The 12,489-nt window shown below is 53.9% G+C and carries 12 protein-coding genes; 3 read left to right on the forward strand and 9 right to left on the reverse strand.

The features are described 5' to 3' along the window. Positions 1–43: 43 nt before the first annotated feature. Positions 44–835, reverse strand: a complete 792-nt coding sequence (locus tag ACQG2G_RS03795) for a DUF2950 family protein (RefSeq protein ID WP_038418689.1) — start codon at positions 833–835, stop codon at positions 44–46. 10 nt (positions 836–845) lie between these two features. Next, positions 846–2,390, reverse strand: a complete 1,545-nt coding sequence (locus tag ACQG2G_RS03800; protein ID WP_248078616.1) for a DUF3300 domain-containing protein — start codon at positions 2,388–2,390, stop codon at positions 846–848. A gap of 890 nt (positions 2,391–3,280) precedes the next feature. Here ACQG2G_RS03800 and acnB point away from each other — a divergent pair. After that, positions 3,281–5,878: a bifunctional aconitate hydratase 2/2-methylisocitrate dehydratase gene (gene acnB, locus ACQG2G_RS03805; protein ID WP_061772272.1), complete on the forward strand. Its 2,598-nt coding sequence runs from the start codon at positions 3,281–3,283 to the stop codon at positions 5,876–5,878. A 189-nt stretch (positions 5,879–6,067) separates the two neighbouring features. After that, complete coding sequence (yacL, locus tag ACQG2G_RS03810; RefSeq protein ID WP_013095603.1) at positions 6,068–6,430, forward strand: protein YacL; 363 nt, start codon at positions 6,068–6,070, stop codon at positions 6,428–6,430. A gap of 47 nt (positions 6,431–6,477) precedes the next feature. Here yacL and ACQG2G_RS03815 read toward each other — a convergent pair whose 3' ends face one another. The 4 genes from ACQG2G_RS03815 to ACQG2G_RS03830 form a co-directional block, all read right to left on the reverse strand. After that, complete coding sequence (locus ACQG2G_RS03815) at positions 6,478–7,449, reverse strand: hypothetical protein (RefSeq protein ID WP_061772271.1); 972 nt, start codon at positions 7,447–7,449, stop codon at positions 6,478–6,480. Between the two features lie 18 nt (positions 7,450–7,467). Then, positions 7,468–7,917 (reverse strand): lysozyme, encoded by a 450-nt coding sequence (locus ACQG2G_RS03820; RefSeq protein ID WP_023620924.1) that lies wholly within the window; start codon positions 7,915–7,917, stop codon positions 7,468–7,470. Continuing rightward, positions 7,910–8,617 (reverse strand): DUF2589 domain-containing protein, encoded by a 708-nt coding sequence (locus ACQG2G_RS03825; protein ID WP_045902556.1) that lies wholly within the window; start codon positions 8,615–8,617, stop codon positions 7,910–7,912. The genes ACQG2G_RS03820 and ACQG2G_RS03825 overlap by 8 nt, the downstream gene beginning before the upstream one ends. A 79-nt stretch (positions 8,618–8,696) precedes the next feature. Beyond that, a complete protein-coding gene (locus tag ACQG2G_RS03830; protein ID WP_040022115.1) occupies positions 8,697–9,362 on the reverse strand; it encodes a DUF2589 domain-containing protein in 666 nt (221 codons plus the stop codon). Positions 9,363–9,672: 310 nt separating this feature from the next. Between ACQG2G_RS03830 and ACQG2G_RS03835 the strand changes: the two genes are divergently transcribed. Then, entirely contained in the window at positions 9,673–10,293 is a 621-nt protein-coding gene (locus ACQG2G_RS03835) for a LuxR C-terminal-related transcriptional regulator (protein WP_013095608.1), read from the forward strand. Between the two features lie 67 nt (positions 10,294–10,360). Here ACQG2G_RS03835 and speD read toward each other — a convergent pair whose 3' ends face one another. The 3 genes from speD to ACQG2G_RS03850 all read right to left on the reverse strand — a co-directional run bounded on the left by speD (position 10,361) and on the right by ACQG2G_RS03850 (position 12,487). Beyond that, complete coding sequence (gene speD, locus ACQG2G_RS03840; RefSeq protein ID WP_013095609.1) at positions 10,361–11,155, reverse strand: adenosylmethionine decarboxylase; 795 nt, start codon at positions 11,153–11,155, stop codon at positions 10,361–10,363. Further along, positions 11,156–12,025 (reverse strand): polyamine aminopropyltransferase, encoded by an 870-nt coding sequence (gene speE, locus ACQG2G_RS03845; protein ID WP_013095610.1) that lies wholly within the window; start codon positions 12,023–12,025, stop codon positions 11,156–11,158. 114 nt (positions 12,026–12,139) lie between these two features. Beyond that, on the reverse strand, positions 12,140–12,487 hold the full coding sequence (locus ACQG2G_RS03850; protein WP_014830675.1) for a YacC family pilotin-like protein: 348 nt from the start codon (positions 12,485–12,487) through the stop codon (positions 12,140–12,142). Between the last annotated feature and the right edge of the window lie 2 nt (positions 12,488–12,489).

Raw genomic sequence — 12,489 nt, forward strand, 5'->3', positions numbered from 1 at the left:
GACAAAAAAAGCGGCCTGTGGCCGCTTTTTTTATGTGCTGGATTCAGGGAGCCACAGGCTGCCAGGTTTTATCCGGATTATAGGTAGTTAACGCCCGGGCTTTCTGCTCAGAGTCATTGCCGAGATCGGCCTGGTACACTTTGTCATCCTGGTTTATGACAAAGCTCATGACGCCTGTCTGGCCATAGCTGACGGGCCATGCCACCATCGCAAAGCCTTTCTCATCAGGCAGGATACGGAACCGATAGCCGTGATAGCCTGCACCGGGCTCTTTGGGGCTGAAGGCCGGCCCCAGCGGGCTGGGGGCTTCACCCGGCGAAACGGGCCAGTAGAGACCATCTTTTTTCCCTTCAGAGCTGACAATTTTCTGCGCGTATTTTTGATTCATGGCGAAATAGCTCTGCTGGGCATCCACATAGGCATGTAATGCTTCGATGGCGGCAAGCTCGTTACGCCCGATCTCGCGGGTCAGGATCTCCTCGGCGCCCTCCTTGATATCGAATTGCCATCCGGCAGCGGTTTTGACAACCGGGATGGGCAACTGCCAGTCGTTATTTCCGACGACCAGATGCGCCGTATTACCATCGATAACCGTGTTGTGCCGCACCTTCCAGTCGCGCAGGAAACGATCGACGGCATCAGGATCGACCCCTTCTGGCGGCAGAAAATCGCGCCAGTTCTCTCCAAGCAGATTGTTCATCGCCGTTTCATTCTGCTCACTGATGGCATGCGCCAGCGCATCGGTCGCCTGAGCGGGCGTGCTGAAGGATTGCTGTGCCATCGCAGCGGCGGACATCATGAACAACACCATTCCACAGACAAGATTCTTTTTCATGTTGGCTCCCTTAACGATGACGGAATTCACGGTGTTCAGCACGTCCGGCAGGGGCCTGACGCGGCTGCTGATGACGGGCAGCCAGTTGTCTGCTTTGCGCCCCCCGTTGCTGCTGGGCTTGCCAGTTGGCAGAGCGGCTGTCGTTGCCGCTCAGGGCATTTGCGCGAGGCTGGCTGGTTCGCTGCGGGATATGGCGTTGCTGAGCAGGCTGCGCGATCCGTTTCTCCTGTCGCTGGGTTACGGCAGGGTGATTATCACGCTGCTGCGAGGTGGTTCGCTTTGCCGTTTGCGGTCTGGTGTCGTAGCCACGGTAGTTGTTGCGCTGGGATATCTGCTTCAGCTGTTCGCCTGAAGCCTGGCGCTGTGCATCTCTGGTTCCCGGACGCGCGGTTTGCGGGAAGGTTTTACCCGTCGATTTCTCCATCTGGCTCAGGGCCGCCTGACGCTGGCTGTCGCGGTTAACCGGTTTTTGCTGCGTAGAACTGAGCCCCGTTACCGTGTTAGTGGAATGGAAGCGGTTATTAAGCTGGCTGGTGGGGTAGGGCACACCTTCCCGATACGCCGGGTTATGCTGCCAGGTGCGGTTGGCATCCGTCAGGCGTTGCCCACTGATTTTGTTGAAGTTCTCAACGTTGATATTGATATTGTTATCACCGTTGCGGTTATAGCCGCCGTGATTCCAGTCATCGTCATGATGGTGGTCCCAGTCGTCGTCATCATCCCAGTCGATGTTGCTGAAGATGGCGTAGGTTGTCGCCACGCCCAGGCTGAAGCCTAAGCCTTTGACCAGACTATCCGTAAACTGCTCTCCCGGAGAAGGAGGAAGATAGGTTGGCGGGTAAGCCGTGTTTGGCCAGGTACCGTAAACGGTATTGGGGTTATAGGTGGGGACGTATACGACCTGCGGATCCGCGGATTCAATTTTGATCACCGTCGGGGCAGGCGTGGTGGAAGTCGTCGATTCGCTGGTGGCCGATTTGGCCGGGGCAGGTTTCGTCACGGTGGTGACCGTCTGCTGAGGCGTTGATTGTAAGGCGCCGGTCTTTTGAGCCAGCGCGCGCAGGCGTTGGACGGAATCCATGACATCCTTCGGTTGCGCGAGAAACGCATCCCCCAGATTTTGTACCCACGGCGGGTTTTCACCCATCAGCGACATCAGTTGAGGAAACGCGACCAACGATTTTACGCTGGGATCCCAGGGCTGGCTGGCAACGGCCTGGATAGCGGCGTCTCCTTCCATTTTAGGGTTGTCTTTGGACCACTGCGCCGCCTGGATGACGTTGGCCGGGTAGGTCGAGGCCATTAAAATTTGTGACAGCAGGGCATCCGGATAGAGCGCGATGGGAGCAACCCACTGATCGATTTGCGCGGCCGTATAGGCTGGGGAGACGACAGAGGCGGGTTGCGCTGCTGCGGGGGTTACCGGTTGTTGTGCGACGGGAGCGGGGGCGACAGGCTCTGTCGCCCGACTTTTGACAAACATGACGCCTGAGGCGGCAAACAGCCCGGCACTGCACAGAAGAACAAGCAGATGGGGTTTAAAGGGCAACTTCATAAAATGACTCCAACGAGACAAGCGCTGTGCCGTGAGGCGTTACGGTTGGCGTGAGTATTATTCACTCGCCTTTTACTGTTTTGACTTTTGTTGGGGAACTGCCGGTACGTCCGGATAAAGAGTGTGAGTATTTATTACACAATTATATGTGATAGCTGAAAAGCCGCTGGATTTCAGAAGGCCGCTCTTGCGAGCGGCCAGCAGCTAGTTGCCGAGGTTGACAACAAACAGCACCGTGATGTCGGATATGTTCCAGCCACCGTGCAGTGCCGTAAGCAGTAAACCGAGCGCAACGATCAGCGCAGTGATTCGCATCTCCATTGCGTGCGTTCCTGTACAGGCTACGCGGGTTCATTCTTCACCGGGAAAGGCAGAACCTGGCAAGTTGATGTTGCCGCGTAGATGAAGGAACTGCTCCCGGGCCCGGTGACTGGTTGCTACACCAGCGGAGCAGGCCGCGGAGAAGAATAGTCAATTCAATGGATCTGAAGAAGGCAAAAAATGCAATTACATGGGCTTTCATACGAAATGGGAAGGCGCTACGCAAAATCGTGATAGCAGCTTGCAAGCCCACAGGGAGTGATGCACAATATTTCACGTTGGTGTTGCCGCAAATCTGCCAACCCGGTGTGCTACCACCGCAAGGCAACAAATAAACCGCTTTCAGGCGGTTTTTTTGTTGCCAAAATTCCCCCCGTCAGCCCTCTACACCATGCTTAACGATTCAGCAAATTTTTTAATGTTGCTTTTTTGTAAACGGATTAACACTGTGCAGAAATCCTGCTATGCTGCCCGACGCGGTATCGGGCATTTACCCTACAAACTGCTGTCTCACAGGAGCGTGAAGAGAACGCCCGCCGCATATGACAATGAGAGCGAGGAGAACCGTCGTGCTAGAAGAATACCGTAAGCACGTAGCAGAACGTGCCGCCGAGGGAATTGTACCCAAACCGTTAGATGCAACCCAAATGGCCGCGCTCGTCGAGCTGCTGAAGAACCCGCCTAAGGGCGAAGAAGAATTCCTGTTAGATCTGCTGATCAACCGCGTACCGCCTGGCGTAGATGAAGCTGCCTACGTAAAAGCCGGATTCCTTGCTGCTATCGCCAAAGGCGAAGCCACCTCCCCACTGGTTACTCCTGAAAAAGCCATTGAACTGCTCGGCACCATGCAGGGTGGTTATAACATTCATCCGCTGATTGACGCGCTGGATAACGACAAGCTGGCACCGATTGCCGCTAAAGCGCTCTCTTCAACGCTGCTGATGTTCGATAACTTCTACGATGTGGAAGAAAAAGCCAAAGCAGGCAACGTCTATGCGAAGCAGGTGATGCAGTCCTGGGCCGATGCCGAATGGTTCCTGAACCGTCCTGCGCTGGCTGAAAAAATTACCGTTACCGTATTCAAAGTCACCGGTGAAACCAACACTGATGACCTCTCTCCGGCACCGGATGCATGGTCTCGCCCGGATATCCCGCTGCACGCTCTGGCGATGCTGAAAAACGCCCGTGAAGGCATTGAGCCGGATCAGCCAGGCGTTGTCGGCCCGATCAAACAGATCGAAGCGTTGCAGAAAAAAGGGTTCCCGCTGGCTTACGTCGGTGACGTAGTCGGTACCGGTTCTTCCCGTAAATCCGCCACTAACTCCGTCCTGTGGTTTATGGGTGACGATATTCCGCATGTGCCGAACAAACGCGGTGGCGGCCTGTGCCTGGGCGGTAAGATTGCCCCAATCTTCTTCAACACCATGGAAGATGCTGGCGCACTGCCAATTGAAGTGGATGTCTCTAACCTGAACATGGGCGACGTGATTGACGTTTACCCGTATAAAGGTGAAGTCCGTAACCACGACACCAACGAGCTGATGGCGAGCTTCGAGCTGAAAACCGACGTACTGATCGACGAAGTGCGTGCCGGTGGCCGTATCCCGCTGATCATCGGTCGTGGCCTGACCACCAAAGCGCGTGAAGCGCTGGGTCTGCCGCACTCAGACGTGTTCCGTCATGCGAAAGACGTAGCAGAAAGCAATCGTGGCTTCTCGCTGGCGCAGAAAATGGTTGGCCGCGCGTGCGGCGTGGCCGGTATCCGTCCTGGCGCTTACTGCGAGCCGAAGATGACCTCTGTGGGCTCTCAGGACACCACTGGCCCAATGACCCGTGACGAGCTGAAAGACCTGGCGTGCCTGGGCTTCTCGTCCGATCTGGTCATGCAGTCCTTCTGTCACACGGCGGCGTATCCGAAGCCGGTTGACGTAACCACGCACCACACGCTGCCAGACTTCATCATGAACCGTGGCGGCGTCTCTCTGCGTCCGGGCGACGGCGTTATCCACTCCTGGCTGAACCGTATGCTGCTGCCGGATACCGTGGGTACCGGCGGTGACTCCCATACCCGTTTCCCGATTGGTATCTCCTTCCCGGCGGGCTCCGGTCTGGTGGCGTTTGCCGCAGCGACCGGCGTGATGCCGCTGGATATGCCGGAATCGGTACTGGTGCGCTTCAAAGGTAAAATGCAGCCGGGTATCACCCTGCGCGACCTGGTTCACGCTATCCCGCTGTATGCCATCAAACAGGGCCTGCTGACCGTTGAGAAGAAAGGTAAGAAAAACATCTTCTCTGGCCGCATCCTGGAAATTGAAGGGCTGCCGGACCTCAAAGTTGAGCAGGCGTTCGAGCTGACCGATGCGTCTGCAGAGCGTTCCGCCGCGGGTTGTACCATCAAGCTGAACAAAGAGCCGATCATTGAGTATCTGAACTCTAACATCGTCCTGCTGAAGTGGATGATTGCGGAAGGCTACGGCGACCGTCGTACGCTGGAGCGTCGTATTCAGGGGATGGAGAAATGGCTGGCGGATCCGCAGCTGCTGGAAGCCGATGCTGACGCAGAATATGCGGCGGTGATCGACATCGATCTGGCAGACATTAAAGAGCCAATTCTCTGTGCGCCGAACGATCCTGACGATGCGCGTCTGCTGTCTGACGTGCAGGGCGATAAGATCGACGAAGTGTTCATCGGTTCCTGTATGACCAACATCGGTCACTTCCGTGCTGCCGGTAAACTGCTGGATACTCATAAAGGCCAACTGCCAACCCGCCTGTGGGTAGCGCCACCAACCCGTATGGATGCGGCGCAGCTGACTGAAGAGGGTTACTACAGCGTGTTTGGTAAGAGCGGTGCGCGCATCGAAATCCCGGGCTGTTCCCTGTGTATGGGTAACCAGGCGCGCGTGGCAGACGGTGCGACGGTGGTCTCCACCTCTACCCGTAACTTCCCGAACCGTTTAGGTACCGGTGCGAACGTCTACCTGGCGTCTGCTGAGCTGGCGGCGGTTGCGGCGCTGATTGGCAAACTGCCAACGCCGGAAGAGTACCAGACCTTCGTTGCTCAGGTTGATAAGACGGCGGTGGATACCTATCGCTATCTGAACTTCGACCAGCTCTCTCAGTACACCGAGAAAGCTGACGGGGTGATCTTCCAGACGGCGGTATAAAAGCAAAACCGTCTCCACGAGACGGTTTTTAGTGTTTGCACCCTCTCCCGTGGGAGAGGGCCGGGGTGAGGGCATCAGGCCGCAGGGCCTTGCTCTCACCTTTTTATTTTCATTCCTCCCACCTCACACGCTTTTTTTCTTCCTCTCTGCTGCGATAATTACCGTAATGGCTTTGCAGAGGAAAACACTATGGATTACGAATTTCTGCGCGACATCACCGGGGTGGTGAAAGTGCGTATGTCGATGGGCCACGAAGCCGTTGGACACTGGTTTAACGAAGAAGTGAAAGAAAATCTTGCGCTTCTTGATGAAGTTGAACAGGCGGCGAATACGATAAAAGGCAGTGAACGCTCCTGGCAACGTGCGGGTCATGAATACACGCTGTGGATGGATGGCGAAGAGGTGATGGTGCGGGCCAACCAGCTGGAATTCTCGGGCGACGAGATGGAAGAGGGGATGAGCTATTACGACGAAGAGAGCCTGTCGCTGTGTGGCGTGGAGGACTTTCTGCAGGTCGTGGCGGCGTACCGGGAGTTTATGAAACAGAAATAAATGAAATTCCCTCCGAAGCGTGTCGGAGGGAATTCGCTGGTTTCGCTCTACAGCAAAAATCTCACAAAATTAGCGGTCGGGTTGGTCGCCGCAACGGGTGACGCCCCCCTGGCGCTGAACGACCACGCCTGACATTGGGAAACGCCTGGCATACCATCGTTGCGTACAAGGAATTGTACGCCGCCAGGGTTTTGCGGCGGATCGCCAGCCGGCATTCCGCAGGCTATCAGGAAATCAATGTCACTGTGTTTACTCCGCAGCTCCGCTACCCGCTGTTCCCAGCCCGCCGGGCGAACACCGTTCTGGGTAAAATAATCCAGGCAGATATCAATGCTAAATGGCTTATCGTCAGCATAAGTATTGGTGAAGTAATCGGTGATGACGATCCCATGCACTGATTCTGCCGACACTTCACTGCTGCTGCCAATATGAATGATTTGACCATTCGGCAATTGGGCTGAAATATGACCTGGGATCGCGTGACCGTTCACCTGAGGAAAGAAATCAATTGTGGAAACGTAGCGTTTTGGCCACATCGTCAGAGATTTATCGCTACGGGTATTCTGCCCGCACAGCAGCCAATTCACAGCGTGAAAAACGGGATCGTGGCAGGGCGTCTTCTCACTCTCTTTATCGTCGCGGTAGAGGATGGCACATGTTCCCGCCAGAAACGTGATGGCAGAAGAGGGATCCCCGGAACGGGCCGGGAAGGCACCAATCAGCCTGTTAACGTAGTCGCTGACATGGTCCATGTAGAAGTCACCGAGTTGCATGAGTTCATCTTCACTGAGCACATTACTCCAGCGGGTATTCCAGAAAAATTCCGGAAGCGTGACAAAGGTATGGTCCCAGCTACCGGTGTCAGTTTCCAGCACCGCTTTGAGCTCAGCAATAACCTGGCTCAGACGAAACTCCATCCGCTCTTTGGCGTGAGTCAGAAGATCGTTATCCGCACTTCGCAGGTCGTCTGCCTCATGCATAAAGGAGTCAGCACGCCAGGAAAGAATTCGAATTGTCATTTTACACCTCGTGATTGATCAGGATAAAAAAAGAGTTTTTTCAGCGTTACGACGTGCTGTCAGGCCCGCCAGGACCTGACCACCCGCATGGTTCCATTTCAGAAATTCGTCGGCGGCGCCGTTAACGTCTCCGCTGTTCACTTTGCGTAACAGGGTTGAACTCTTCAGATTGGCCGGGCCCAGATTGAAGGCGAAGCTCACCAGAGCATCGAACTGGTTCTGCGTCACCTCCACAGTCAGCATGTTGTTAACCTCGTGCTCAAAACGCTGCAGGTCATCACGAAGGAGCTGTTCTGCGGCTTCTGCGGTGATGGTCCGCGTGCCGCCTGGCGGGACCGGGTTTTCGACGTGACCATAACCGATAGTCGGAATACCGACTGCGTCTTTGTAGGTGGTTAAACGCAGGCCTTCGTACTGTTTGATAAGGGCAATGCCGCCATTGCCGGTTGTTTTCAAGGCATTACTCATGGCTATTCTCCTTTACGGGGACGGGGGTCATACGGTGGATAAATTCATCAAGCAGGCGCAGCACCGCTTCCGGCGGTTCCTGAGCGACAAAATCAATTTCAATATCAATGTTCTGGCTGTCCGTTTTGCCCTCATGGGGCTGGGGCGCCATCGTGACGTGGAAGTGACCCCGCTCTCCCTGTCCTGTCAGCGTGCTGATGGCTTCTGTGGCATCACCGCGAACGGTCAGGCGCATCTTCATTCTCTCCATTGACAGATTGCGCGGTGGAGCAAGTGTCACCAGCGGTACGTTCAATCGATGCCCGTCATCCAGCTGAAGCTCGGCATAGTCGGGTTTGTAGCTGCCGTCCGGGGCCTGCTCAAATAGCTGCGAGAGCACGGCAACGTACTGATGGGCCATATACTGGTTGGCGCTAAAGGCGGCGTGCTGGAGCCCTTGTACCAGGGCATCTAATCCCATCGCGTGGTTGCCCTTGTTGCCGGCAGGGGGCGGCGGCGTTCCGTCATCGCCCCCGCCGCCACCTCCGTCATTGCTTCCGGCGTTCTCCTCCTCCCCGGCGGGAGAAGGAGACGGAGTTGCGGCAGAGGGGGGATCTGACGATACCGTCGTCGGTTTATCTGCCGGGGGTTCGGTACTGGCTTCAGGCTTTACATCGCCGGGCGTTTTACGGCTGAACCAGAATCGACGTGAATCAGGCATATTTTTTCTCCATCAGGCAGGTGCCCGTTAACCGGACACCTGTAAGGGGTAATAAATGCGTTTAAATGCGTTGTACGGGTTAGCCGTTACCCCCCTGGGCAGGCGCGGCTGGGGCGGGTGCTGGTGTAATCAGACCTGAACTGTTGGTTGCAGGCAGTTCAGCGGGTTGATCTCCAGCGCGTTGTGCCGGTTTGGTAGCAGCATTGGTCAGATAATCGACCACGCGGCTAAGTGCTTCCGGCATCGGCTGACGTTTAACGGAGGTGTGGATGGAGTATTTGGCACGGGTATCGGTCGAACGGGTCTGTTCTGACTTATGGCTCACGCTGCCCTTGACGCTAACGGAGAATGGACCCCAGCCGATTTTGCCCTCCAGGGAGCCTTCCTGGCTGCTGCTTTCATTGCTGGCTGCGCTCTGATGGATCTCAAGCTCGAAGTCGATGGTCCCTTCTTCGATACAGATGATGGGGTGCACCACTGCCGCCAGCAGAGGAATACGCATGACTTTGGTTTGCGTACCGGTCGTCACGCCTTTCTCATCGACGAGGGTCTCCTCATAATCAAACTGTACCGAAACGGCTTTGCCATCTTTAATACAGACGCTTAATAAGAAATCGGTATAACTTTTGGCTGCCTGGGTTTGGGCTTTAATCATTGCCTGTAATGGCGCGGAAATCATACTGTCTAGCGGCAATGAACTAATAACTGAACCAATAAATCCGGCATCAACATTTGCATCTGGCATAATTCATTCCTCGATGTTTGGGGGGAGCAGAATATGTCTGTCCATTAATCATGGATATCGATTAAAAAAGCATCTATGCGCTTAAAGTTATGTTTTCGGAAATCATTGTGTCTGTATGGAATGGTCTGTATCGAAAGTTACATGGCGAAATGAGACGGGCTGTGCTTAATAAATTAAACCGGCATTACTCCTGCAATTGAAAGTTTCTCCTGGTGTTATTACTTTTCATCCCGCAGCAACCGTTGTTTTAGGTTTGTTTGAAGGGTTTAAGTGCCGCTAACAAGATAACGATTATTTAAGTGGGACGACAATGAATATACTTATTTATGATGAATTGCCGCTGTTCATTCATGGCATCCGATGCCGTTGGGCGGAACTTGCGCCCGCATTACACATCACAGCAGCACATACCGAAGATGAGGTCTGGAAAGGTTTAATAAAAGTCAGGACGGATGTTGTTATTCTGGATGCGGATTATGAAATAGAGAAAAAAAGAGCGTTATTAACCCAGTTAAAATCGCAGGCGGACACTATTTTAGTGTTGATGAATTTTTCACGGCTGGATAATGTCAACCCGATTTATTTTCTGGAATGTGGTGCGGCAGGGATTTTAACCAAGAAAATGGAGTCGGAAGAGTTATTGCAGGCAATTGAATGGGTGCGGCAAGGGAGAATATATTTACCGGATAGTTGCCTGCGCGAACATAAATTAATACGCATGCAGAATTATCCATCCCCGCTGTGCACACTATCACCCCGACAACGTGAGATTCTGCATCTTGTTGTTCAGGGAAATAGCAATAAGCAAATTTGTCGTGTACTCGGGATTGCGGAAGGGACGGTTAAAAATCACCTTCACGCCCTGTTTCGTCAACTGGGAGTCAGAAACCGCACGGAAGCGGCGATGATACTGGCCCAAACGACTGTTTAGGAAAATAACCAGCATGATAAAGAAGGAAAAATCATCACTTTTCCTTCTTTGTCTGCTTACCTGCGTCTTACACGGCCGGAATATTGCGGCCGTAGTAGATTTCGCGCATCTCTTTCCAGAGCAGGTCGGTAATGACCTTACGCTCTTCTTCGCTTAAATCTTCTGGCTTTGTGTGGAACATGTAGTGCTTAAGGTCAAACTCCTTAAGCAGCATCTTGGTGTGGAAGATGTTCTCCTGGTATACGTTCACGTCCATCATGTCGTACAGCGATTTCATGTCCTCGGACATAAAGTTCTGAATGGAGTTGATCTCGTGATCGATAAAGTGCTTCATACCATTGATATCGCGCGTAAAACCACGCACACGATAATCAATGGTGACGATATCGGATTCCAGCTGGTGAATTAAATAGTTCAGCGCGTTTAGCGGGGAGATCACGCCGCAGGTGGATACTTCGATATCGGCGCGGAACGTACACAGGCCGCCTTCCGGGTGGCTCTCCGGGTAGGTGTGCACGCAGATATGGCTTTTATCAAGGTGGGCGACAACCACTTCAGGCAGCGGGCCCGGGTGCTCGGTTTTGTCGATAAGCTTAGGATCGACCGGCTCTTCGCTGACCAGAATGGTCACGCTGGCGCCCTGAGGTTCATAATCCTGGCGGGCGATGTTCAGAATATTTGCGCCGATAATAGAGCAGGTTTCCGACAGGATCTCGGTCAGTCGGTTGGCATTGTAGAGTTCATCGATATAGGCGATGTAGCCATCGCGCTCTTCCGCTGTTTTGGCATAGCAGATATCGTAAATACAAAAACTCAGGCTTTTGGTCAGGTTGTTAAAGCCATGCAGTTTAAGCTTTTTCAATTAGTTCACCCCCTGGGAGGACAGTGCATCTTGCAGGTACTGCGGCAAGGCGAAGGCTGCGGTATGGACCGCCGGATTGTAGTAACGGCACTGGAGACCTGCCTGATGGAAGCGCGCCTGGATAATCTCCGTGGAGAGATGACGCAGGACGTCGTTATCCGTCGCCCAGGCAAAGGTCATGATCCCGCCGTAGTAGGTCGGAATGGCAGCCTGATAGAAGCTAACATCGCCAAAATAGGTGCTCAGTTTGCGGTGGCTGTCGAGCGCTTCATCCTGCTGCAGGAAGCAGACGCCATTTTGCGCCACGAAGATACCGCCAGGGTTCAGACAACGCTTGCAACCCTCGTAGAACGATGAGGTAAACAGCGAGGCGCCCGGGCCGATAGGGTCGGTACAGTCGGAGATAATGACGTCAAACGTCTGAGTTGTCTGGTTGACGAAGTTCACGCCATCGTCAATCACCAGCTTAAAGCGCGGATCGTCGTAGCTACCCGCGTTATGGTTAGGCAGGTACTGACGACAGAATGAGACCACGCCCGCGTCGATCTCTACCATGGTGATGGTTTCAATGGACTGGTGGCGGGAGACTTCGCGCAGCATCGCCCCGTCGCCGCCGCCGATAATCAGCACGTGCTTCGCGTGGCCATGGGCCAGCAGCGGGACGTGGGTCATCATCTCATGATAGATAAACTCATCTCGCTCGGTGGTTTGCACCACGCCGTCCAGCGCCATCACGCGGCCAAAAGCGGCATTCTCGAAGATGATCAGATCCTGATGATCGGTTTTCTCATGATAAAGCACGTTATCAACGGCAAAGTACTGACCAAACTGGTCATGCAGTGTTTCATGCCACAACGTGTGGTCGGCCATACGCGGACTCCTCTTCGTTAACATCCGTTACACTCACGAAAAATGAGCGAAACATGATAGCTAACTATAACCGTGGTTGCACGGTTCCAGGCGAAACAAGAGGCGTCGGGAAGGTTATTTCACGTAGGCGAGCAGGCTAAGCGAATCGCGGGCCAGCGCTTTGCATTTTTTTGCCGTTGGGATGCCAATACCGCTTAAATCACGGTAACTGTCTTCACCGAGCGCTTTCATGTCGAAGCTGTCGTAGTTGCTGAGGTCCCATTGGTTCTGCTGGGCAAAAAAGACCAGTGCGCGACGAATTTGCCCGTTGGGTAAATTCTGGTAGCCACAATCATTTTTCAGGAACACAAAAACCGCCGTCAGATCGGCCATATCTTCCGCTTCATTTTCACTGAGCGCATAGCTGTTCGCACACATTGCCATCAGGCTGGTGAACAAAATTGTCCTGAAAAACGTCTTCATTG

It is taken from the genome of Enterobacter cloacae complex sp. 382A5, from assembly GCF_050031095.1.
Lineage (GTDB): Bacteria > Pseudomonadota > Gammaproteobacteria > Enterobacterales > Enterobacteriaceae > Enterobacter > Enterobacter cloacae.